Raw genomic sequence first — 23,564 nt, forward strand, 5'->3', positions numbered from 1 at the left:
TCCGGGAAGGTGTAGCAAGGGGACGATCAGATGAAGCTGAAAGACGTCAGACCGCGTGCGGGGGGTGATCTGGCGGCATAAAAAAAGCGGACCGGAGTCCGCTTTTGTGGATGAGCTAAAATCAGGCGTAGCCGTAGCTCATCAGACGCTGATAACGACGATCCAGCAGCTCTTCGGTGGTTAATCCATCGAGGTCGGCCAGGTCAGCCAGCAGCTGCTGCTTGAGTGACTGCGCCATATCCACCGGACGGCGATGTGCGCCACCCAGCGGCTCAGGGATCACGGAGTCAATCAGCTTCAGCTCTTTCAGACGATGTGCGGTAATGCCCATCGCTTCGGCGGCCAGCGGCGCTTTGTCAGCACTTTTCCACAGAATGGAGGCACAGCCTTCCGGCGAGATGACTGAATAGGTGCTGTACTGCAGCATATTCACTTTATCACCCACGCCAATCGCCAGCGCGCCACCTGAACCGCCTTCACCGATGACCGTACAGATTACCGGTACTTTCAGGCCAGACATTTCACGCAGGTTGCGGGCAATCGCTTCAGACTGCCCACGCTCTTCCGCGCCCACGCCCGGATAAGCACCCGGTGTGTCGATGAAGGTAATGATTGGCATTTTGAAACGTTCAGCCATCTCCATCAGGCGCAGCGCTTTGCGATAGCCTTCCGGTGCAGGCATGCCGAAGTTACGGCGAATCTTCTCTTTGGTTTCACGGCCTTTCTGGTGCCCGATGATCATCACCGGACGTCCATCAAGACGCGCAATCCCGCCGACAATCGCTTTGTCATCCGCATAAGCACGGTCGCCCGCCAGCTCATCGAAATCGTCGAAAGCGTTGCGAACGTAGTCAAAGGTGTAAGGACGTAAAGGATGGCGTGCCAGTTGGGCAATCTGCCATGCGCCCAGATCGGCGAAGATTTTACGGGTCAGCTCAACGCTTTTTTCACGCAGACGCTGAACTTCTTCATCCAGATTAACGTGTTTATCATCCTGACGACCAATTGAGGTCAGCGAATCAATCTTCGCTTCAAGTTCTGCAATTGGCTGTTCAAAATCCAGGTAATTAAGACTCATAATGTTCCTGTTCTAGTCAAACTCCAGTTCCACCTGCTCCGATCCAATCAACGAGCGCAGATCGTTAAGTAAACGATCGCTGGGCGAAATACGCCACGCTGCACCAAAGCGCAGCTTCGCTCGCGCGTCGGCTCTCTGATAGTAGAGATGCACCGGAATAGTCCCTGATCGATGGGGTTCCAGGGACTGACGGAGTCGGTTTAATAGCTGGTCATCAATTTGCCTGTCCGTCAGCGAGATAGCAAGTCCGCGCGCGTATTTTTCGCGAGCTTCGTCGATGTCCATGACTTCACGCGCGGTCATTTTAAGCCCACCACTGAAGTCATCAAAGCTGACCTGTCCGCTGACGATCAGGATTCGGTCTTTCTCCAGCAACTGCTGGTATTTATCTAACGCATCGGTAAATAACATCACCTCAAGACGACCGGAGCGATCGTCCAGAGTACAGATACCAATTCGGTTGCCGCGTTTGGTCACCATTACCCGCGCGGCCATCACCAGACCGGCCGCCACGGTAATTTTACCCCGATCGGTAGGATGCATATCTTTAAGCCGCACCCCGCCAACGTACCGCTCAATTTCTTTCAGATACTGATTAATCGGGTGGCCGGTCAGGTATAACCCCAGCGTTTCCCGTTCACCATCCAGCTGCACCTGCTCAGGCCACGGCGTGACGCTGGCGTATGATTTCTCCACCTGCTCTGGCTCTTCTGCCAGCACGCCAAACATATCCGCCTGACCAATCGCTTCCGCTTTCGCGTGCTGATCGGCCGCTTTCAGCGCGTCGCTGAGTGCACTCATCAACGCGGCGCGATGCGGTCCGAGGCGATCAAAGGCCCCGGACATGATCAGTTTCTCCATCACCCGACGGTTGATCTTTTTGGTATCGGTACGGGCGCAGAGATCAAACAGCTCGCGGAAATAGCCGCCTTCGTTACGGGCGTCGATGATCGCTTCGATCGGACCTTCGCCCACGCCTTTGATCGCGCCTATGCCGTACACGATCTCGCCCGCTTCGTTAACGTGGAACGGATAGAGACCGGAGTTAATATCGGGCGGCAGGACCTTCAGCCCCATTCGCCAGCACTCATCGACCAGGCCGACCACTTTCTCGGTGTTATCCATATCGGCGGTCATCACCGCCGCCATAAACTCAGCCGGATAGTGCGCTTTCAGCCACAGCGTCTGATAAGAGACCAGTGCGTAGGCCGCAGAGTGTGACTTGTTAAAGCCATAACCTGCAAATTTTTCCACCAGATCGAAGATCTTCATCGACAGTTCGCCGTCGATGCCCATACTTTCGGCACCGTCGCGGAAAACTGAACGCTGCTTAGCCATCTCCTCGGGTTTCTTTTTACCCATGGCGCGACGCAGCATATCTGCACCGCCCAGGGTGTAACCGGACAGGACCTGGGCGATCTGCATCACCTGTTCCTGATAGAGGATGATGCCGTACGTTGGCTCCAGCACTGGCTTCAGGCTTTCATGCTGCCACTGGATATCGGGATAGGAGATCGCTTCACGGCCATGCTTACGGTCGATGAAGTTATCTACCATGCCGGACTGCAGAGGGCCAGGACGGAACAGCGCCACCAGTGCGATCATATCTTCGAAGCAGTCGGGCTTAAGACGCTTAATCAGATCTTTCATGCCGCGCGATTCAAGCTGGAATACCGCGGTGGTTTCCGAGCGCTGCAGCATATCGAAGCTTTTCTTATCATCCAGCGGGATCGCGGCGATATCGATCGGCTCCAGTCCCTCTTTTTCCCGGCGCGGGTTGATCATCTTCAGTGCCCAGTCGATGATGGTCAGCGTTCGCAGCCCCAGGAAGTCGAACTTCACCAGGCCGGCATATTCCACATCATTTTTATCGAACTGGGTGACCGGGAACTGGCCGTGCTCATCGCAATAGAGCGGCGCAAAATCGGTGATCTTCGTTGGCGCAATGACCACGCCACCCGCATGCTTACCGGCGTTACGCGTAACCCCTTCCAGCTTGCGCGCCATGTCGATCAGCGCTTTAACCTCTTCATCTGCGTCATACATCGCAGGAAGTTGTGGTTCAGCAATAAACGCTTTTTCCAGCGTCATGCCGGGATCGGGCGGGATCAGTTTTGAAATGCGGTCAACGAAGCCGTAAGGATGACCCAGCACGCGGCCCACATCGCGGATAACCGCTTTCGCCGCCATGGTACCGAAGGTAATAATCTGCGAAACCGCTTCACGTCCGTACATATCGGCGACGTGTTCGATCACCTGATCGCGCTTCTCCATGCAGAAGTCAACGTCAAAGTCGGGCATCGAAACACGTTCCGGGTTCAGGAAGCGTTCGAACAGCAGGTCGAACTCCAGCGGATCGATATCGGTGATTTTCAGCGCATAGGCCACCAGCGAACCCGCACCCGAACCACGGCCCGGCCCGACCGGCACGCCGTTATCCTTGGACCACTGGATGAATTCCATGACGATCAGGAAGTAGCCGGGGAAGCCCATCTGGTTGATAACGTTGAGTTCAATTTCCAGACGCTCATCATATTCCGGGCGTTTTTCCGCGCGCTCAGCTTCGTCCGGGAACAGGAATTCCAGACGCTCTTCCAGTCCCTCACGGGACTTCACCACCAGATAATCTTCAGTGGTCATATCGCCGGTCGGGAACTGCGGCAGGAAGTACTCGCCGAGCCGGACCGTCACGTTACAACGCTTAGCAATCTCTACGCTGTTTTCCAGCGCTTCCGGAATGTCCGAGAACAGCTCGCACATCTCCTCTTCGCTGCGCATATATTGCTGAGGACTGTAGTTGCGCGGGCGCTTGGGGTCGTCCAGCGTATAGCCGTCGTGAATGGCAACGCGAATTTCGTGCGCATCGAAATCTTCTGCGTTGATAAAGCAGACTTCATTGGTGGCGACGACCGGAATGCCCTCGGCAATCGCCAGTTCAACGGCGGCATGCAGATAGCTCTCTTCGTCCTGACGACCGGTGCGGATCAGTTCCAGATAGTAGCGATCGGGGAAATGCTGCTGGTAAAACGACAGACACTGCGAAACCAGGGCATTGTTGCCACGCAACAGGCTGCGGCCCACGTCGCCACGTCGTCCGCCCGACAACAGAATTAACCCTTCCTGCAGTTCAATCAGCCAATCGCGATCGATGACCGGTCCGTCCACGCCATAACCACGCTGATAGGCGCGGGAGATCAACAGCGTCAGGTTCTGGTATCCGGTATCACTGGACGCCAGCACGGTCAGCTGGGTCAGCTCATCCCCCATCAGCTCACTGGCAACGTTGAAATCGGCACCAATGACCGGCTTTATCCCTGCGCTGTGTGCGCCACCGTAAAATTTCACCAGACCACACAGGTTAGTGAAGTCGGTAATCGCGATAGCAGGCATGCCTAGGGCAGCCGCCTTCTTGATCAACGGCCCGGTTTTCGCCAGGCCATCAACCATCGAATAGTCACTGTGGACACGCAGATGTATAAAACGGGGTTCAGCCATATCAGTTTCCGGTTAAAACAGCGTCAGGCTATTAAAGCGTAAGGGTCTGGCGGGCAGCCAGTACTTCAGCGTCGAGCAGCGCGTTGCGTACAGGCGCAAAACTGCGACGGTGGTGCGGCGTGGCGCCATATTGCGTCAGTTTTTCCATATGCAGCGCCGTCGGATAACCTTTGTGCTGCGCAAAACCATACTGCGGGAACAGCAGATCCAGCTCGGCCATTTCACGATCGCGCGACACTTTGGCGATGATGGAGGCTGCACTGATTTCGGCCACCAGGCTATCCCCTTTCACCACGGCCTGTGAAGGCACAGGCAACGCCGGACAACGGTTACCATCAATCAGCACATAGTCGGGCTGAATACTCAGGCCAGCAACGGCGCGCTGCATCGCCAGCATAGTGGCGTGCAGAATGTTGAGCTGATCAATCTCTTCCGGCTCTGCGCGGCCCAGACTCCAGGCCAGCGCCTTCTCTTTGATTTCGTCATACAACGACAGGCGGCGCTTTTCCGACAGTTTCTTAGAGTCAGCCAGGCCGGTAATCGGATTAGCCGGGTCGAGGATGACTGCAGCAGTGACCACCGCGCCGACCAGCGGACCGCGCCCCACTTCGTCCACACCGGCAATCAGTCTGGCGACAGGATAGATAAAATCAGGCATTCACCAGCTCCAGTACCGCATCCGCTGCCTGCTCATCGGCGTTCCAGCGGATCTGTTGATGTAATTCATGAAACGTCTGCAGCAGGGTTTCGCGCTCAGGCCCGGCATGCAGCAGCGGATCTAATGCCGCAGCCAGGGCTTCTGGCTGACACTCATCCTGCAGTAACTCTTTGACCAGCTCACGCCCGGCCAGCAGATTCGGCAGAGAGACATAAGGCGTTTTTACCAGCCGTTTCGCCAGCCAGAACGTGGCCGGCTTCATGCGATAACCGACGACCATAGGGCATTTTGCCAGCATGCACTCCAGTGCAGCAGTACCTGACGCCAGGAGTGCGGCATCGCTCGCAATCATCGCCTCACGTCCCTGACCATCCAGCAGATGCATCGGCAGCTCAGGAGCGACGTCAGCTTTAATTTTTTCAAACTGTTCGCGGCGACGGGCATTAACCAGTGGCACCACGATTTCCAGTGTCGGATAGTGACGACGCAACAATTGCGCTGTTTTCAGGAAATCAGCGCTGAGCATTTCTACTTCTGCGCCCCGGCTGCCGGGCAGCAAAGCCAGACAGAGTGCATCATCGGCAATACCGAGATGACGTCGCGCAGCCTGCTTATCAGGTTGCATCGGCATGGCATCCGCCATGGTGTGGCCGATAAAGCGACAGGGAACGTTATAGCGATCGTAGAAGGCTTTTTCAAACGGCAGGAAGGCCAGCACCAGATTGGTGTTACGACCAATCTTAAACACGCGCTTTTGCCGCCATGCCCACACCGAAGGGCTGACATAGTGGATAGTGCGAATGTCCGTGCGTTTAAGGTTGCCTTCCAGCGTGATATTGAAATCGGGCGCATCAATCCCGACAAAGACATCGGGTCTGAGTTCGGTAAAACGCCGGGTGAGATCGCGGCGGATTGTCAGCAGACGTCGCAGGCGGCCCAGCACCTCAACAATGCCCATCACCGCCAGCTCTTCCATCTCATACCAGGCTTCACACCCTTCCGCCTGCATCAAGGGACCCGCCACGCCGACAAAGCGTGCATCAGGATGACGGGTTTTCAGGGCACGAATCAGACCTGCACCAAGAATATCGCCGGAGGTTTCTCCGGCGACCAGGGCAATCGTTAAAGGACGCGCTGACATGGATTAACGAATTAACCCACGGGTTGAACGGGTGAAGAAGTCGTAGAAAGGCTGCACTTCGCTGTGCTGCTGCGCGATGGCTTCGATTTCTGGCTTCACTTCTTCCAGCGTTCTGCCGCTGCGGTAGAGCAGCTTGTAGGCGTTGCGAATCGCGTGCAACGACTCTTTGCTGAAGCCACGGCGTTTAAGACCTTCGATATTGATCCCGAACGGCGTCGCGTGGTTGCCCTGCGCAATAACGTAAGGCGGCACATCCTGCGCCACGCCGGAACAGCCACCTACCATCACGTGAGCACCGATGATGCACCACTGATGTACCGCTGTCATGCCGCCAATAATGGCGAAATCATCGACCGTCACGTGACCACCCAGGGTGGCGTTGTTGGCGAAGATACAGCGGTTGCCAATCACGCAGTCATGCGCAATATGGACATTCACCATCAGCAGATTATCGCTGCCCACCGTGGTGACATGGCCACCCTGCGTGGTGCCGCGATGAATCGTCACGCTTTCACGGATGCGGTTGCGATCGCCGATCTCAACCCGTGTTGGCTCACCGGCATATTTCAGATCCTGATTCACTTCACCAATCGAGGCAAACTGATAGATCTGATTATCTTTACCGATACGCGTGTGGCCGTTCACCACAACGTGTGACTTCAGTACCGTTCCTTCACCGATTTCAACATTCGCGCCAATAAAGCAAAACGGGCCAATGTGAACGCGGGCGCCAATAACAGCGCCCTCTTCGATGACAGAACTGGGATGGATAGTGGCGGTTGGATCAATCACGAATTATGCCTCCCGGCTGCGGGCACACATCATGGTCGCTTCACAAACGATTTTACCATCGACAGTCGCCACGCCTTTAAAGCGGGTCAGACCACGGCGGGTTTTCTCGAAAGTGACTTCCATGATCATCTGGTCGCCTGGTACCACAGGGCGCTTGAAGCGGGCACTGTCGATACCGGCAAAGTAATAGAGTTCACCTGGTTCCAGTTTACCTACGCTTTTAAACGCCAGAATACCGGTGGCCTGCGCCATCGCTTCCAGGATCAGAACGCCAGGAAAAATCGGTTTACCAGGGAAATGCCCCTGGAAAAACGGTTCATTAACAGAAACGTTCTTCACTGCACGCAGGTATTTGTGCTCTTCAAATTCCAGCACGCGGTCTACCAGCAGAAACGGATAGCGGTGCGGCAGCAGCTCTAAAATCTCTTCAATTTTCAGAGTATGAGTTTCAGTAGTCAAAATACTCTTCCTGTCCTAAAAATCTGATGACATCAATAACACGGCCTGCACAGATCAAAATGATCTTCCGCAGGCCGCAAATAGGTTCTGTGGCGCCGGGCTTCCCTGCTTAACATTTTTATTATGAAAGCCGGTCAGTTTTGGGATGGCGGTTAGTCGTCTTTGCCGACCTTGCGCTCGATGGCTTTTAAGCGTTTGCTCATGTCATCGATGTTCATCACCAGCGCTGCAGTTTTGCGCCAGGTTTTGTTGGGTTGCAGCGGAATGCCTGACGAATAGACACCAGGCTCTGTGATAGGACGCATGACCATACCCATACCGGTCACCGTTACTTTGTCACAGATTTCCATATGGCCGTTAATGACGCTGGCACCGCCAATCATACAGTAACGCCCAATTTTCAAACTACCCGCCATGATCACACCGCCTGCAACCGCAGTATTGTCGCCAATAACTACGTTGTGAGCGATCTGGCACTGGTTGTCTATGATAACACCATTGCCGATCAGAGTGTTATCAAGCGCACCGCGATCGATGGTGGTGCAGGCACCTATTTCGACGCGATCGCCGATAATTACCGCGCCTAACTGCGGGATTTTCACCCAGTTACCGCGATCATTGGCATAGCCGAAACCATCAGAACCAATGACGGTACCTGACTGAATCAGACAATCCTGGCCGATTTCGATCTCGTGATACACAGAGACGTTGGCCCAGAGGCGGGTTCCGCTACCGATACGGGTTTTTTTGCCCACAAAGCATCCCGCACCAATGACTACGTTATCACCCAGCTCAACGTCCGCTTCGATCACCGCATTGGCACCAATGGCAACGTTATTGCCAAGTCGCGCTGAGGGATCGATGACTGCGCTGGGGGCGATATTCTGCGCCGGCTGTGGCGTGGTATCGAGTATTTGTGCCATACGCGCATAGGTCAGGTAGGGATTTTTGACTACCAGCGCTGCGGTTTTGCACCACTCCAGATCCGCTTCCGTCAGCACCACGGCTGAGGCCTTTATCAGGGCGAGTTGCTCGCGGTAACGGCTGTTTGCAAGAAAAGTGATTTGGCCAGTTGTGGCGGATTGCATAGAAGCAATGCCGGAGATGACGATATCGCCATCTCCGTGCAATTCTGCATCCAACTGCTGGGCTAAATCAGCCAGTCGAATAGATGACATGAATTATTTAACCTGTTTCAGCACGTCAGCAGTGATGTCTTTTGCGTTTGATGCATAAGCCACCGCGTTAGCGTCGATCACGACGTCGTAACCATCGCTGTCAGCGACTTTCTTCACGGCATCCTGAATACGGCTCAGCAGCTTGTTACGCTCTTCCATCTGACGACGGCGATTATCCTGCTCAAAAGCCTGCGCTTTTGAAGAGAAAGCTTCACGCTGTGACATGACATCTTTTTCCATACGGCTGCGTTCGCTGGCCTTCATGGTAGAACCGTCACGCTGCAGACGCTGCATTTTGGTTTGCAGATCGCGCTCCTGGCTCTGCAACTCAGTTGCACGGCCTTTGAACTCGTTTTCCAGCTGTTTAGCAACAGTCGCACGTTGCGGTAACTGTTGGAAAATGCTGGACACGTTTACCACTGCAATTTTGTCAGCAGCCTGAACACCAGCGGAGACCGCTAAAGCAAGACCCAGACCTGCGGCACACAACAACTTTTTCACTATAAACTCCTTACCATCAACGTTTGTGTCAGCGACACAGTGTTTGCCCCGGAACAGCAACAGGTGCTGCCCGGCAGCAAGACTTCAGCTATGCATCCATGCTCAGAACATTACCAGGTTTTACCAATGTTAAACTGGAACTGCTCTGACTTGTCTCCATCGACTTTCTTAATCGGCTGGGCATACGAGAACACCAGCGGGCCGAGCGGTGACATCCACTGCAGCGCCACACCGCTTGATACGCGGATATGGTTTGGATCGCTGTAGTCAGGAATACCCGCAGCACGTGTTTCAGCGGTGTTTTCCCAGTGGGTATCCCACGCGGTACCGGTATCGACAAACACCGAGGTACGCACCGAATTAGCATACTTCTCGCTCAGGAACGGCGTTGGCGTAATCAGCTCAAGGCTGGCAATCGCCATGGCGTTACCGCCCACCGCATCGTCAGACTTACAGACGCCATTTGGATCGGCAATGCGGCAGTTCGACGAGTTGTTATTGTAGTAAGCCGCTTTCGGTCCAATGGTGTTGGACTGGAAGCCACGCACGGTGCTTGAACCACCGGCGTAGAAGTTCTCATAGAACGGCATCTCTTTGCCGCCGAGACCATCGCCATAGCCGACACGACCACGGCCCAGCAGCACCCAGGTGCGATCCTGGTTAATCGGCACATACTGCTGGGTGTCCAGCGTGGCCTTATAGAAGCTGTTATCTGAGCCTGGAATCGTGACCTTACCGTTCAGGTTGGTACGGTTACCGGATGTGGGGAAGAAGCCGCGGTCCAGCGTGTTGTACGTCCAGCCGTAGTTAAAGGTGAAGTCATCGGCTGAGAATTCGCCTTTGTCATTCAACTGCTGTGGCTTGCCGACTGAATCCAGATAACGCCACATCGCAACCTGCGGCTGCATGTTTGACAGGTCATTGTGGACATAGCCCAGACCGACACGCAGGGTGTTGTTTTCGTTAACCGGGAAGCCAAGCGTGCCATCCAGACCATAACTTCGGTTGGTATAGTCAGAAAGATCCGCATTGTCCGCTTTGAAGTCGTTATAGAACAGACGACCACCCAGACTCACACCATCAACGGTGAAGTAAGGGTCAGTAAGCGAGAATTCAGCATAGGTCTGGTAGTCGTTTTTGGTGCCGCTGATGCCCACGGTATTACCGGTGCCCAGCCAGTTATCCTGCGTGACCCCGACCTGGAAGCTCACACCACTTTCGGTGCCGTAGCCGACGCCGAAGTTAAAGGTACCGGTGTTACGCTCTTTAACCTTGTAGACCACATCAACCTGGTCCGGCGAACCCGGCACACGCTGAGTATCCACATCCACGGTTTCAAAGTAACCGGTACGATTCAGACGCTCTTTACCCTGCTCAACCAGATCGCTGCCCAGCCATGCGCCTTCCATCTGACGCATTTCACGACGTAACACCGAATCTTTAGAGGTGTCGTTACCTTCGAAGCGGACGTTACGCACGTAGTAGCGGTTACCCGCGTCCACGTTGATATGCAGTTTTACGGTTTTATCGGCGTCGTTGATTTCAGGCTGCGTGGCGACACGCGGATAGGCATAGCCGTAACGGCCCAGCAGTTTCTTGATGTCATCTTCCATTTTCGTGACTTTGGCGCCGTTATAAAGCTCGCCTGCCGGAATTTTGGTCAGATGCTCAATTTCTGCTGAATGGCCTGCCATGCTGCCATTGACGATCACACCAGCGATTTTGTACTGGTCACCTTCGGTGATATTCACCGTGATGTAGATGCCTTTTTTATCTGGCGTCAGGCTGACCTGAGTCGAATCGATGTTGAAGCGGGCATAACCGCGATCCAGATAGAAGCTGCGCAGGGTCTCAAGGTCGCCCGCCAGTTTCTGCTTCTGGTATTTACGATCGCCGACCACGTTCCACCATGGCACTTCATCGCGCAGCTGGAAACGGGAGATCAGTTCATCGGAGCTGAAGGCTTTATTACCGACGATGTTGATCTGCTGAATTTTAGCAGAGACACCTTCCGTAAAGACCAGCTTCAGATCAACGCGGTTACGCGGCAGTGGCGTGACCACGGCTTTCACGTTGGCGGTATATTTACCGACGCTGTAATAGAAGTCTTCAAGTCCCTTCTCGATAGAAGAGATGGTAGTACGGTCCAGCGCTTCGCCGACACGGACACCTGAAGCTTCCAGATTTTGTTTGAGCTGATCCTCTTTCACCGCTTTGTTACCGGTGAAGGTAATGCTGGCAATGGTAGGACGTTCTTTGACCTGGACAATCAGCGTTGTACCGTCTCGCAGGACCTGAACATCCTCAAAGTTGCCAGTAGCGAACAGCGAGCGAATGGTATTTCTGACATCATCGTCATTCACCGTATCGCCAACCCGTACTGGCATGCTCAGCAGAGCCGCGCCGACGGCGACTCGCTGCAGCCCTTCGAAATGAATATCCTTCACCACGAAATCGTCTGCACCGTAAACGGTGGCGCTGCTAAACAGCAGCGACGCTATGAGCAACTTTTTCATCGCCATCGTTGTTATGCGTTTTCCTAACACATCCCTCGAATGTTCGCGTTCCAGCGGTTACAAACGTGAGAAATCATTGAAAAGTGCAAGCCCCATTAACAGCACCAGCAGAATTGAGCCGATGCGATAACTAAAGTCCTGAACTCGCTCGGACACCGGTCCACCTTTGATCTTTTCGATCGCCAGGAACAGCAGGTGCCCACCATCTAAAACCGGCAAAGGGAACAGGTTGATAATGCCCAGGTTGACGCTAATCAACGCCAGGAACATCAGGTAGTAAATCAACCCATACTCCGCTGACAACCCTGCACCCTGCGCAATCGAGATTGGCCCGCTCAGGTTGTTCAGCTTCACATCACCGGTTATTAACTTGCCCAGCATGGAAACGGTGAGCTTCATCAGTTGCCAGGTTTTTACACTGGCCTCACCGATAGCCGCAAACGCGCCATACTGCCTTACCGTCTTGTACTCTTCGGGCAGCGGAACAATGCGCGGAATCACACCCGCAAAGCCCGCTGTCGTGCCAGCTTTCGCTTCTGGCGTCATCGTCAGCGCAATTGATTCACCGCCGCGATCCACCTCAAGCGCCATGCTTTTGCCGGGATTGTCCCGGACCTGGGTAACAAATGTCTGCCACTGCGATAATGGCTGACCATCGACTTTAACGATCCTGTCGCCGGCTTGCAAACCGGCTTCACTGGCTGGCGAATTCGCCTGAACTTCTGCCAGTGTGGTCTCAATTTGCGGACCGCGAGGCTGAATGCCTAATGCGACGACCGGATCCTGCTTATCAGGCTCAAACTGCCAGTTACGCAAATCCAGCTGCTTCTGCTGAGTCGCGTCCTCGCCAAATCGTGCCACCGTTAACGTGGTGCTGCTGTCGCCGATTTTACCCACCAGCGCCATACGCACAGCATCCCAGTCAGGCGTTTCGATACCGTCAACGGCCTTAAGTTCCATGCCGGGCGCAATTTGCGCTTCCGCAGCGACCGAACCGTTTAAAATTTCACCGATTACCGGGCGCACACCAGGCACGCCGTGAATAAACACAACCCAGTAGGCAAAGATGGCAAAGAGGAAGTTAGCGACAGGACCTGCCGCGATGATGGAGGCACGTTGCCAGACGGCTTTATTATTAAAAGCCTGATGACGCAGCTCGGCTGGCACGCTTTCGACACGTTCGTCGAGCATTTTCACGTAGCCACCAAGGGGAATCAGCGCGATGACAAATTCCGTGCCGTGGCGGTCACGGCGCTGCCAGAGCGACTTACCAAACCCAATGGAAAAACGCTCAACCTTGACGCCACAGCGACGAGCGACCCAGAAATGGCCAAACTCATGAACGGTAATCAACACGCCCAGCGCAACGATAAAGGCGAAGAAACTCCAGATTATGCTCAACATCTTTGCCTGTCCTTAAAGGGTGCGGAACACCAGCAGCAATAAACAGGCAAACACCGGCACCGCCGCAGTCAGACTATCAATGCGATCAAGAATGCCGCCGTGACCCGGTATCAGATTGCCACTGTCTTTGATACCCGCTTCACGTTTGAACATACTCTCAGTGAGGTCGCCCAGCACGGAGGCCAGCGTTGCGATAACCGCGCAAATCACCAGTGTACCGGTAGAGACCGTCAGCGGCGCCAGCGAGGCAAACAGCAGCGCAATCAGCGCAGAGGAGACCAGACCGCCCAGGAAGCCTTCCCAGGTTTTACCTGGCGACACCTTCGGTGCCAGCTTATGTTTGCCGAACATCTTGCCAAACATATAGGCACCTGAATCCGCCCCCCACACCAGCAGCAACACAAACAGCAGCCACCAGGCACCAGCGAAGTGATCGGTTTCATAGTGATACTGGCGCAGCGCTACCATGCCCCAGAAAAAAGGCACCAGCGTTAACACGCCAAACAGTAAGCGGAGCGGGCGCGAATGACGCCAGAAGGCCGCAGAGGCGGGATAGGAGAGGACCAGCAGCAGTGCAACGACCCACCACACCAGCGACGCCCAAAGCGATGTCGCGACCTGGGGCAGATGCACCGTGTGTTGATAAGGCGGCAGCGTAAACTGCATCAGCGCCAGCAGCAGACCACAAAGTACAGCCAGCCAGACGCGCTGTTGCCGTGATGCCATCCCTGCAAACTGACCCCATTCCCAGGCGGCCAGCATGCAGATAACGATGGTTGTAAGGGCAAAGCCCACAGGTGGTAACCAGAACAGTGCAGCTATTACCAGCGGAATTAATATCAACGCGGTAATCAGACGAGACTTCAGCAAAGGTTACCCCCAGATTGCTCAGGCGCCGCCTGGTGCAGCGCCGCCAAAACGACGCTCCCGCAGAGAGAATGCATTCAGTGCACCTTCAAAAACGTGTTCATCGAAATCCGGCCAGAGCACATCGGTAAAATAGAATTCAGCATAGGCAATCTGCCACAGCAGGAAGTTGCTAATCCGATGCTCTCCCCCGGTCCTTATCACTAAATCCACTGGCGCCAGCTCCTGCATACAGAGCTGCGACGTCAGGCTCTCTTCGGTAATCTGGTCAGGACGCAGTAATCCTTCCTGCACCTGCTCAGCCAGTTTTTTCACGCCTTCGATAATATCCCAACGGCCGCCATAGTTGGCAGCAATGTTGAGCGTCAGGCCACTATTATTTGCGGTCAGCGTCTCAGAACGGCGAATACGTTCCTGAATACGCGGGCTGAAACGGCTGGTATCGCCAATGACGCGTAAGCGAACATTGTGTTTGTGCAGGCTTTTCACTTCGCTGTCGAGCGCCCAGACAAACAGTTCCATTAACGCGGTGACTTCCTGCGCCGGACGGCTCCAGTTTTCACTGCTGAAGGCGTAAAGCGTCAGGGCTTCAAGATTGTTGCTGACCGCAAAGCTGACGGCGCGACGCACCGATTTAACGCCCGCTTTGTGGCCCGAAATACGCAATTTTCCCTGATTTTTGGCCCAGCGACCATTGCCATCCATGATGATAGCGACGTGGCGCGGACCGTTTCCCTGCTGGTCATCAGTGTTGTTGTGATTGTTAGACGACATAACGCTTAACCAATTCCTTTCATCAGAAATGCTGTGGTTTCTGAATACATTGCGCCCGATTCAAATCCCGACACGCTTTTGGTGCCGGGCCACACCGAATTCGGTGACAGACCGTGAAACGCGAGCCAGCGACTATACCATTTTCACCTGAAGCGAACAAATGGCCTCATAACGATCGGCTTCACGACGTGAAGCGCGGCAACATTTCTGCCGCCAGCGCGCGCGCGGAGCGATCAATTTCAAGGACAGCGTCCACCGAATCAGGCTCCGGACACACTTGTGCCGCCATCACTGCGCTATTAAGCGCCGCGATGTCGGTGAAGCGGATCTGGTGATTCAGGAAAGCCGCGACGGCAACCTCGTTGGCTGCATTCAGCGTGGTGGTCGCCGCCTGCCCTGCATCACAGGCATCAATGGCCAGTTTCAGGCAGGGGTAGCGACTAAAATCAGGTTCTGCAAAGCTCAGCGCCGACATGCGGGTAAAATCCAGCGGCGTCACGCCTGCTTTGATGCGCGAAGGCCAGGCCATGCTATGGGCAATGGGCGTACGCATATCGGGAGAACCTAACTGAGCCAGCACGCTGCCATCGCAGTATCGCACCATAGAGTGAATCACCGACTGTGGGTGAAGGATCACTTCCATCTGCGCTGCGCTGGCATTAAACAACCAACGGGCTTCAATGTACTCAAGACCTTTATTCATCATGGTGGCCGAATCGACAGAGATTTTTCTCCCCATCGACCAGTTCGGATGTGCACAGGCCTGATCCGGCGACATGGCGCTGAGATCTGCTAAATCTGTGTCACGAAAAGGACCACCCGATCCCGTAAGGATAATTGACTCAATGCCATTATCCCGCAGGTCAGCGTAACCTAACTGATGCTGGATGGTAGCCGGTAAACTCTGAAAAATGGCGTTATGCTCGCTGTCGACCGGTAGTAACTGCGCGTTATGATGACGCACCGCCTCCATAAACAAACGGCCGCATGTGACAAGCGATTCTTTGTTGGCCAGCAGTACCGTTTTACCGGCGCGAATGGCGGCCAGCGTTGGCAGCAAACCTGACGCACCGACAATGGCCGCCATCACCTGATCCACCTCATCCAGCGCGGCCAGCTCACAGGCTGCCTGAACGCCGGAGAGCACTTCAGTATTGACCCTGATTGCTCTCAGTCGCTCACGCAGCGCAGCGGCAGAAGTTTCGTCTGCCATGCAGGCGTAGCGTGGCGTAAAGGCCGCACACTGTTCGGCCATCAGCGCCACGTTATGGCCGGCAACCAGCGCCGTAATCTGATAAAGCTCTGGGTTGGCGCGAACCACCGCCAGCGTACTGGTGCCGATCGAGCCGGTGGATCCCAGCAGAGTTAATCGCTTCATGAGGCTATCCGTGTGAAGTCAGCGTGCCCGCAGGCACAATGTAAAACGCCGCCAGATGTCGCATTCATACGAATACCTCTCTGTACGGCGTTTTGTCCGGCAGTGATGGAATCAGAAATCCATCAGCTCCGTTTCTTTTTCTGACAGTGCAGCATCAACTTTCTTGATGTACGCATCGGTCATTTTTTGCACTTCGTCCTGTGCACGACGTTCGTCGTCTTCGCTGATTTCTTTATCTTTCAGCAGCGCTTTGATTTTATCGTTGGCATCGCGACGGACGTTACGTACCGACACACGGCCCTGCTCGGCTTCGCCGCGCACGATTTTAATCAGATCTTTACGACGCTCTTCTGTCAGCGCTGGCAGCGGAACACGGATGTCAGTACCGGCTGAACTTGGGTTCAGACCGAGATCGGACTTCATGATCGCTTTTTCGACTGCCTGGCTCAGTGAACGATCAAACACGTTGATTTTCAGCGTGCGTGAATCTTCCACAGTGACAGAAGCCAGCTGACGCAGTGGCGTCGGCGTGCCGTAATATTCGACGACGATGCCGTCGAGCAGCGAAGGTGACGCACGACCGGTACGCACTTTGCTGATGGTAGTTTTGAATGCTTCAACGCATTTTTCCATGCGCGTGTCAGCATCTTTTTTGATGTCGTTAATCACGTTGAAACCCTTGGATTCGGTTTGACCTGGCCAGTTCCGGCATAACCGGAAGCGGGATCGATAATCATCGATAATCCTGACTGGTGCGCGATGCATTCTCATCGCGCTGACAGAATATACCTTATTTTATCTCGCCTCGGGTATTAATGCGTAATCAGGGTGCCTTCTTTTTCACCCATCACTACGCGACGCAGTGCGCCAGGTTTATTCATGTTGAAAACACGGATAGGTAATTTGTGGTCACGTGCCAGGGTAAAGGCCGCCAGATCCATCACTTTCAGCTCTTTATCCAGGACTTCGGCATAGGTCAGTTGATCATACAGCGTCGCGTCCGGGCTTTTCACCGGATCGGCAGAGTAAACGCCGTCAACTTTGGTCGCCTTCAGTACCACGTCCGCTTCAATCTCAATGCCGCGCAGACACGCCGCAGAGTCGGTGGTAAAGAACGGGTTGCCGGTACCGGCGGAGAAGATGACGACGCGGTTGTTACGCAGCAGGCTAATCGCTTCTGCCCAGCTGTAGTTGTCACACACGCCATTCAGTGGAATCGCTGACATCAGGCGTGCATTCACATAGGCGCGGTGCAGTGCATCACGCATCGCCAGGCCGTTCATCACGGTCGCCAGCATACCCATGTGGTCACCTACGACGCGGTTCATACCTGCCTGCTGCAGGCTCGCGCCGCGGAACAGGTTCCCTCCGCCAATTACCACGCCAACCTGGATGCCCAGCTCAACCAGCTCTTTTACCTCTTGTGCCATGCGGTCAAGCACACTCGCGTCGATACCAAAACCTTCAGCGCCTTGCAGAGCTTCGCCGCTGAGTTTAAGCAGGATACGTTGATAAACAGGTTTTGCGTTGGTCGCCATGGTCAGTTCTTCCTGGAAGATTGGGTGTAAAGGAGAAGTAAATTCTGATCGATCATCCGCTTACCACAAAGAAAATGCTATTGGGATGAAACTGAAAACGTGTCTGTTGCGATTCACAGACAAAAAAGAACCGCCATCTGGCGGTTCTTTCAGAGCATTAAGACTGTTTGGACATTGCTGCAACTTCTGCAGCGAAGTCTGACTCAACTTTCTCGATGCCTTCACCCACTTCGAAGCGGATGAAGTTGATCACGTCAGCGCCCTGCTCTTTCAGAGCCTGGCCAACGGTTTTGCTTGGGTCGATAACGAAAGCCTGACCCGTCAGAGAGACTTCGCCGGTGAATTTCTTCATACGGCCTTCAACCATCTTCTCTGCGATCTCTTTTGGCTTGCCAGACTGCATCGCGATGTCCAGCTGAACCTGGTACTCTTTATCTACCACGTCAGCAGAAACATCTTCTGGCTTAACGAATTCAGGCTTGCTCGCTGCAACGTGCATCGCGATCTGTTTGATCAGATCTTCGTTAGCGCCTTTCGCTGAAACCAGAACGCCGATACGCGCGCCGTGCAGGTAGCTGCCCAGCTCTGCGCCTTCCAGGATTGCAACGCGACGGATGTTGATGTTCTCACCGATTTTAGCAACCAGTGCAACGCGCTCTTCTTCGAACTGCGCTTTCAGGACTTCAACGTCAGTAACGCGATCAGCGGCAGCCGCATCCAGAACTTTGTCTGCGAACGCCTGGAAACCGCCATCTTTTGCTACGAAGTCAGTCTGGCAGTTAACTTCCAGAATCACGCCGTAGTCGCCAACGATTTTGGTTTTGATTACGCCATCAGCAGCAACGTTGCCTGCTTTTTTCGCTGCTTTGATTGCGCCAGACTTACGCATGTTCTCAATCGCCAGCTCAATGTCGCCGTTCGCTTCAGTCAGCGCTTTTTTGCAATCCATCATGCCAGCGCCAGTACGCTCGCGCAGTTCTTTTACCAATGCAGCGGTAATGTCAGCCATTCCAGAATCCTCGGTTCGTGCCTGTGTACATACGTACATGCAGACACTTATTTGCGGAAAATTTACTCTGTCCCGCCGTCCGGTTGGGGGCGTAACAGACTTAGATAAATAAAGGGGCCACTATAGGCCCCTTACAGATCACATCTGAATGCTAAGGGCTCTTATGCAGAGCAAACCTTAATTAAGCGTTTTCTAAAGACGCTTCTTCAGCTTGCTCAGCCAGGTCCTGAGAGCGGCCTTCGCGAACGGTGGTCGCAACGGCAGTCAGGTACAGGTTTACAGCACGGATCGCATCGTCGTTACCTGGGATAACGAAATCAACGCCATCTGGATCTGAGTTGGTATCAACGATAGCAAATACCGGGATACCCAGGTTGTTTGCTTCTTTGATTGCGATGTGTTCGTGGTCAGCATCAACAACAAACAGCGCGTCTGGCAGACCGCCCATGTCTTTGATACCGCCCAGGCTGTTTTCCAGCTTGGCCAGCTCACGCGCACGCATCAGCGCTTCTTTTTTGGTCAGTTTGTCGAAAGTACCATCCTGAGACTGAGTCTCCAGATCTTTCAGACGTTTGATTGACTGACGCACGGTTTTCCAGTTAGTCAGCATGCCACCTAACCAGCGGTGGTTTACGAAGAACTGGTCGCAGCTCAGTGCAGACTCTTTTACCGCTTCAGCAGCAGCGCGCTTAGTACCTACGATCAGGATCTTACCTTTACGGGAAGCGATCTTGTTCAGTTCAGCCAGAGCTTCGTTGAACATAGGTACAGTTTTTTCCAGGTTGATGATGTGAACCTTGTTACGTGCACCAAAGATGAATGGCTTCATTTTTGGGTTCCAGTAACGGGTCTGGTGACCGAAGTGAACACCAGCCTGGAGCATGTCGCGCATGGAAACAGTTGCCATGATAAAACCTCTAAAGTTTGATTGGGGTTGGGCCTCCATGTATCCCATACGACCGACCTCTTTCAAGGCACCCCGGCGTATGTGTCGATACATGTGTGTTTTAGTACACATAATGAGAGTTATGCGTTTCCTGCTGACCGAAACGGCCATACAGAGAATCGTCGGCGCGCTTTATATCACAACCAGCCCAGTGACGCCAATAAATCATCGCTGACAGAGGCCAGCGCGTTCTCTATTTGGCAGCCCATTTGCTGGCTGCTAACATGACAGCACAGAACTTATTATTGTCGAAAATTTCGACAAATGCGGATTAATTTAATGGCAATTTCAATTAAAACCCCTGAAGAAATCGAAAAAATGCGCGTCGCAGGCCGACTGGCCGCCGAGGTGCTGGAGATGATCGAACCTTACGTGAAACCGGGTGTGACCACCGGTGAGCTGGACCGCATCTGCCACGAGCACATTACTCAAAAGCAACACGCGGTCTCTGCCTGCCTCGGCTATCACGGCTTTCCGAAGTCGGTCTGCATCTCCGTTAACGAAGTGGTGTGCCACGGAATTCCCAGCGATGACCGCCCGTTAAAAGATGGCGATATCGTCAATATCGACGTCACCGTGATTAAAGATGAGTACCACGGCGATACCTCAAAGATGTTTATCGTTGGTAAACCGACCATTCAGGGCGAGCGCCTGTGCCGCGTCACGCAGGAGAGCCTGTATCTTTCCCTGCGTCTGATTAAGCCCGGCATTCGTCTGCGCGAGCTGGGTCGTGCTATCCAGAAGTATGTGGAAGCGAACGACTTCTCTGTTGTGCGCGAATATTGTGGTCACGGCATCGGCAAGGGCTTCCACGAAGAGCCGCAGGTGCTGCATTACGATGCCGATGATAGCGGCGTTGTACTGCAGGCGGGCATGACCTTTACGGTAGAACCGATGGTCAATGCCGGTGATTACCGCATCCGCACCATGAAAGATGGCTGGACGGTAAAAACCAAAGATCGCAGCTTGTCCGCACAGTATGAGCATACTATTGTGGTGACGGAAAACGGCTGTGAGATTTTAACCCTGCGTAAAGATGACACGATCCCTGCCGTGCTCGTTGCTGAAGGGTAATTTTCCTCACACAGATCAAGCCGGCGATGAGCCGGCTTTTTTTTGGCTAAAAAAGAGAAGAGCTGCATGAGCGTGAGTCTGTCGGAAGAGGTAAAAAACGGTCTGGTCGATTCGCCAGCCGAATGGGGTGACGACCAGCTGACCCGCGACATTCTGAAGCCGCGGCTGGAGCAGTTTCAGCAGCATCTGGCTGCCGCATTTGATGCCGGTGAAGCCGTTGAGCCGCTGATAGATGCCCGCACGCTGTTTATCGATCGGCTGCTGCGTCGCCTGTGGCGCTTCTTTGGCTTTGATGCGATGTCCTCAATCGCGCTGGTCGCCGTGGGCGGCTATGGCCGTGCCGAACTGCATCCGCTCTCTGATATTGATGTCCTGATCCTCAGCCGCCAGCCGCTGAATGAACAGGCTGCACAGCGTACCAGCGATCTGCTGACGCTGATGTGGGACCTCAAGCTGGAAGTGGGCCACAGCGTCCGCACGCTGGAAGAGTGCCTGCTGGAAGGACTATCTGACCTGACCGTTGCTACCAACCTGATTGAGTCGCGGATGCTGACCGGCGACGTGGCGCTGTTTCTGGAATTACAGAAAAACATCTTCAGCGACGGCTTCTGGCCATCATCTACCTTCTTTGCCGCCAAAATCGAAGAACAGCAGGAACGCCACAAGCGTTACCACGGCACCAGCTATAACCTTGAGCCGGACATCAAAAGCAGCCCCGGTGGCCTGCGCGACATCCACACGCTGCAGTGGGTTGCCCGACGTCATTTTGGCGCCACGACGCTGGATGAGATGGTTGGCTTTGGTTTCCTCACCGACGCGGAGCGCAGCGAACTCAACGAATGCCAGGAATTTCTCTGGCGCATTCGTTTTGCCCTGCACCTCTCCCTGCCCCGCTACGATAATCGCCTGCTGTTCGATCGCCAGCTCAGCGTGGCGCAGCGCCTGAATTACCAGGGCGAAGGCAATGAGCCGGTCGAGCGGATGATGAAAGATTTCTATCGCGTCACGCGGCGTATCGGCGAACTGAATCAGATGCTGCTGCAGCTGTTTGATGAGGCGATTCTGGCGCTCTCTACCAGCGAAAAACCGAGACCTGTCGATGACGATTTCCAGCTGCGTGGCAATTTGATCGACCTGCGCGACGAAACGCTGTTTACCCGCGAACCGCAGGCAATTCTGCGTATGTTCTATGTCATGGTGCGTAACGACAGCATCAAGGGGATCTACTCCACTACCCTCCGTCATCTGCGCCATGCGCGTCGTCACCTTAAACAGCCGCTGTGTCAGATTCCGGAAGCGCGACGTACCTTTATGTCGATTCTGCGCCATCCCGGCGCGGTCAGCCGGGCACTGGTGCCGATGCACCGTCACAGCGTGTTATGGGCTTACACGCCGCTGTGGGGCCATATTGTCGGGCAGATGCAGTTCGACCTGTTCCACGCCTACACCGTGGATGAGCACACTATCCGCGTGTTGCAGAAGCTGGAAAGCTTCGCCAATGAAACCACCCGTCCGCAGCATCCGCTCTGCGTAGAGTTATGGCCGCGTCTGCCGCAGCAGGAGCTGCTGCTGATGGCAGCACTGCTGCACGACATTGCCAAAGGGCGCGGCGGCGATCACTCTATTCTCGGCGCACAGGATGCGCTCGATTTCGCTGAAATGCATGGCCTGAACTCGCGTGAAACGCAGCTGGTGGCCTGGCTGGTTCGCCATCATCTGTTGATGTCGGTGACGGCGCAACGGCGCGATATTCAGGACCCGACGGTGATCCAGCAGTTCGCTGAGGTGATGCAGAATGAGAACCGGCTGCGTTATCTGGTTTGCCTGACCGTCGCCGATATCTGCGCCACCAATGAAAGTCTGTGGAACAGCTGGAAGCAGAGCCTGTTGCGCGAGCTCTTTTTCGCCACCGAGAAGCAGCTGCGACGCGGCATGGAAAACAGTCCGGACCTGCGTGAGCGGGTGCGTCACCATCGCCTGCAGGCGCTGGCGCTGCTGCGGATGGACAACATCGATGAAGAGCGTCTGCACCAGATCTGGAATCGCTGCCGCGCAGATTATTTCCTGCGCCATACGCCGAATCAGATTGCCTGGCATGCCCGCCACTTACTGGTTCATGACCTGAAGAAACCATTAGTGCTGGTCAGCCCGCAGGCCACACGCGGCGGAACCGAAATTTTTATCTGGAGCCCCGATCGTCCGCACCTGTTTGCCGCCGTCGCCGGAGAACTCGACCGGCGCAATCTCAGCGTCCACGACGCGCAAATCTTTACCAGCCGCGACGGCATGGCCATGGATACCTTTATTGTGCTGGAGCCGGATGGCAGCCCGCTGTCGCCGGATCGCCATCCGATGATCATTCAGGCGCTTGAGCAGGCGATCACCCAGTCTGACTGGGTGCCGCCACGAACCCGCCGTCCGTCGGCCAAACTGCGGCATTTCAGCGTGGATACCGAGGTCAATTTCCTGCCGACGCACACCGACCGTCGCAGCTACCTTGAACTGGTGGCGCTGGATCAGCCTGGCCTGCTGGCGCGCGTGGGTGAAGTCTTTGCCGATCTTGGTGTCTCACTGCACGGCGCACGCATCAGCACCATTGGCGAGCGGGTCGAAGATTTGTTTATTCTGGCCAACAGTGAACGTCAGGCGCTGGACGAAGAAATGCGCAAAGCGTTGCAACAACGGTTGACAGAGGCCCTTAATCCAAACGATAAAGTGTGACCAGACTCGATTTGTAAACATTAATCTCTTTACTT

At 54.5% G+C, this 23,564-nt stretch carries 19 protein-coding genes; 2 read left to right on the forward strand and 17 right to left on the reverse strand.

Features of this window, described 5'->3' with window-relative positions:
• Positions 1 to 121: 121 nt before the first annotated feature.
• The 17 genes from accA to rpsB all read right to left on the reverse strand — a co-directional run bounded on the left by accA (position 122) and on the right by rpsB (position 19,695).
• Positions 122 to 1,078: an acetyl-CoA carboxylase carboxyl transferase subunit alpha gene (gene accA, locus EGO56_RS15375; RefSeq protein WP_013356851.1), complete on the reverse strand. Its 957-nt coding sequence runs from the start codon at positions 1,076 to 1,078 to the stop codon at positions 122 to 124.
• Between the two features lie 12 nt (positions 1,079 to 1,090).
• A complete protein-coding gene (dnaE, locus tag EGO56_RS15380; RefSeq protein ID WP_135910016.1) occupies positions 1,091 to 4,573 on the reverse strand; it encodes a DNA polymerase III subunit alpha in 3,483 nt (1,160 codons plus the stop codon).
• A gap of 31 nt (positions 4,574 to 4,604) precedes the next feature.
• Positions 4,605 to 5,231: a ribonuclease HII gene (rnhB, locus tag EGO56_RS15385; RefSeq protein WP_033731638.1), complete on the reverse strand. Its 627-nt coding sequence runs from the start codon at positions 5,229 to 5,231 to the stop codon at positions 4,605 to 4,607.
• Positions 5,224 to 6,372 carry a lipid-A-disaccharide synthase gene (gene lpxB / locus EGO56_RS15390; RefSeq protein ID WP_135910017.1) on the reverse strand — a complete coding sequence of 383 codons (1,149 nt, stop codon included), beginning with the start codon at positions 6,370 to 6,372 and terminating at the stop codon, positions 5,224 to 5,226. The genes rnhB and lpxB overlap by 8 nt, the downstream gene beginning before the upstream one ends.
• 3 nt (positions 6,373 to 6,375) lie before the next feature.
• Positions 6,376 to 7,164, reverse strand: coding sequence for an acyl-ACP--UDP-N-acetylglucosamine O-acyltransferase (gene lpxA / locus EGO56_RS15395; RefSeq protein ID WP_013356847.1), 789 nt, complete (start codon positions 7,162 to 7,164; stop codon positions 6,376 to 6,378).
• A gap of 3 nt (positions 7,165 to 7,167) precedes the next feature.
• Positions 7,168 to 7,623 carry a 3-hydroxyacyl-ACP dehydratase FabZ gene (fabZ, locus tag EGO56_RS15400; protein ID WP_003852639.1) on the reverse strand — a complete coding sequence of 152 codons (456 nt, stop codon included), beginning with the start codon at positions 7,621 to 7,623 and terminating at the stop codon, positions 7,168 to 7,170.
• 152 nt (positions 7,624 to 7,775) lie between these two features.
• Positions 7,776 to 8,801 (reverse strand): UDP-3-O-(3-hydroxymyristoyl)glucosamine N-acyltransferase, encoded by a 1,026-nt coding sequence (gene lpxD, locus EGO56_RS15405; RefSeq protein WP_013356846.1) that lies wholly within the window; start codon positions 8,799 to 8,801, stop codon positions 7,776 to 7,778.
• A gap of 3 nt (positions 8,802 to 8,804) precedes the next feature.
• Entirely contained in the window at positions 8,805 to 9,302 is a 498-nt protein-coding gene (gene skp / locus EGO56_RS15410; protein WP_003852644.1) for a molecular chaperone Skp, read from the reverse strand.
• A gap of 110 nt (positions 9,303 to 9,412) precedes the next feature.
• Positions 9,413 to 11,824, reverse strand: coding sequence for an outer membrane protein assembly factor BamA (bamA, locus tag EGO56_RS15415; RefSeq protein WP_135910019.1), 2,412 nt, complete (start codon positions 11,822 to 11,824; stop codon positions 9,413 to 9,415).
• A 51-nt stretch (positions 11,825 to 11,875) separates the two neighbouring features.
• Entirely contained in the window at positions 11,876 to 13,222 is a 1,347-nt protein-coding gene (rseP, locus tag EGO56_RS15420; RefSeq protein WP_061061656.1) for a sigma E protease regulator RseP, read from the reverse strand.
• 12 nt (positions 13,223 to 13,234) lie between these two features.
• Complete coding sequence (gene cdsA, locus EGO56_RS15425; RefSeq protein WP_013356843.1) at positions 13,235 to 14,092, reverse strand: phosphatidate cytidylyltransferase; 858 nt, start codon at positions 14,090 to 14,092, stop codon at positions 13,235 to 13,237.
• 18 nt (positions 14,093 to 14,110) lie between these two features.
• Complete coding sequence (gene ispU / locus EGO56_RS15430; RefSeq protein WP_009091989.1) at positions 14,111 to 14,863, reverse strand: (2E,6E)-farnesyl-diphosphate-specific ditrans,polycis-undecaprenyl-diphosphate synthase; 753 nt, start codon at positions 14,861 to 14,863, stop codon at positions 14,111 to 14,113.
• Between the two features lie 181 nt (positions 14,864 to 15,044).
• On the reverse strand, positions 15,045 to 16,241 hold the full coding sequence (ispC, locus tag EGO56_RS15435) for a 1-deoxy-D-xylulose-5-phosphate reductoisomerase (RefSeq protein ID WP_033731633.1): 1,197 nt from the start codon (positions 16,239 to 16,241) through the stop codon (positions 15,045 to 15,047).
• 111 nt (positions 16,242 to 16,352) lie between these two features.
• Positions 16,353 to 16,910, reverse strand: coding sequence for a ribosome recycling factor (frr, locus tag EGO56_RS15440; RefSeq protein ID WP_033731632.1), 558 nt, complete (start codon positions 16,908 to 16,910; stop codon positions 16,353 to 16,355).
• A 143-nt stretch (positions 16,911 to 17,053) separates the two neighbouring features.
• Positions 17,054 to 17,779, reverse strand: a complete 726-nt coding sequence (gene pyrH, locus EGO56_RS15445; RefSeq protein ID WP_013356840.1) for a UMP kinase — start codon at positions 17,777 to 17,779, stop codon at positions 17,054 to 17,056.
• 157 nt (positions 17,780 to 17,936) lie between these two features.
• Positions 17,937 to 18,788, reverse strand: coding sequence for a translation elongation factor Ts (gene tsf, locus EGO56_RS15450; protein ID WP_013356839.1), 852 nt, complete (start codon positions 18,786 to 18,788; stop codon positions 17,937 to 17,939).
• Positions 18,789 to 18,969: 181 nt separating this feature from the next.
• Positions 18,970 to 19,695: a 30S ribosomal protein S2 gene (gene rpsB / locus EGO56_RS15455; RefSeq protein WP_031375276.1), complete on the reverse strand. Its 726-nt coding sequence runs from the start codon at positions 19,693 to 19,695 to the stop codon at positions 18,970 to 18,972.
• Between the two features lie 318 nt (positions 19,696 to 20,013).
• On the opposite strand from rpsB, the gene map reads away from it, so the two are divergent.
• Positions 20,014 to 20,808, forward strand: coding sequence for a type I methionyl aminopeptidase (gene map / locus EGO56_RS15460; protein ID WP_135910021.1), 795 nt, complete (start codon positions 20,014 to 20,016; stop codon positions 20,806 to 20,808).
• 66 nt (positions 20,809 to 20,874) lie between these two features.
• Positions 20,875 to 23,529, forward strand: coding sequence for a bifunctional uridylyltransferase/uridylyl-removing protein GlnD (glnD, locus tag EGO56_RS15465; RefSeq protein WP_135910023.1), 2,655 nt, complete (start codon positions 20,875 to 20,877; stop codon positions 23,527 to 23,529).
• Positions 23,530 to 23,564 lie beyond the last annotated feature (35 nt).

This window comes from Pantoea vagans (genome assembly GCF_004792415.1).
Taxonomy (GTDB): domain Bacteria; phylum Pseudomonadota; class Gammaproteobacteria; order Enterobacterales; family Enterobacteriaceae; genus Pantoea; species Pantoea vagans.

Excerpts from the sequence above, each read along its gene's own strand:
- accA (WP_013356851.1), bottom strand. The coding sequence starts at position 1,078 with ATGAGTCTTAATTACCTGGATTTTGAACAGCCAATTGCAGAACTTGAA.
- dnaE (WP_135910016.1), bottom strand. The coding sequence starts at position 4,573 with ATGGCTGAACCCCGTTTTATACATCTGCGTGTCCACAGTGACTATTCG.
- rnhB (WP_033731638.1), bottom strand. The coding sequence starts at position 5,231 with ATGCCTGATTTTATCTATCCTGTCGCCAGACTGATTGCCGGTGTGGAC.
- lpxB (WP_135910017.1), bottom strand. The coding sequence starts at position 6,372 with ATGTCAGCGCGTCCTTTAACGATTGCCCTGGTCGCCGGAGAAACCTCC.
- lpxD (WP_013356846.1), bottom strand. The coding sequence starts at position 8,801 with ATGTCATCTATTCGACTGGCTGATTTAGCCCAGCAGTTGGATGCAGAA.
- bamA (WP_135910019.1), bottom strand. The coding sequence starts at position 11,824 with ATGGCGATGAAAAAGTTGCTCATAGCGTCGCTGCTGTTTAGCAGCGCC.
- rseP (WP_061061656.1), bottom strand. The coding sequence starts at position 13,222 with ATGTTGAGCATAATCTGGAGTTTCTTCGCCTTTATCGTTGCGCTGGGC.
- ispU (WP_009091989.1), bottom strand. The coding sequence starts at position 14,863 with ATGTCGTCTAACAATCACAACAACACTGATGACCAGCAGGGAAACGGT.
- ispC (WP_033731633.1), bottom strand. The coding sequence starts at position 16,241 with ATGAAGCGATTAACTCTGCTGGGATCCACCGGCTCGATCGGCACCAGT.
- pyrH (WP_013356840.1), bottom strand. The coding sequence starts at position 17,779 with ATGGCGACCAACGCAAAACCTGTTTATCAACGTATCCTGCTTAAACTC.
- tsf (WP_013356839.1), bottom strand. The coding sequence starts at position 18,788 with ATGGCTGACATTACCGCTGCATTGGTAAAAGAACTGCGCGAGCGTACT.
- rpsB (WP_031375276.1), bottom strand. The coding sequence starts at position 19,695 with ATGGCAACTGTTTCCATGCGCGACATGCTCCAGGCTGGTGTTCACTTC.
- map (WP_135910021.1), top strand. The coding sequence starts at position 20,014 with ATGGCAATTTCAATTAAAACCCCTGAAGAAATCGAAAAAATGCGCGTC.
- glnD (WP_135910023.1), top strand. The coding sequence starts at position 20,875 with ATGAGCGTGAGTCTGTCGGAAGAGGTAAAAAACGGTCTGGTCGATTCG.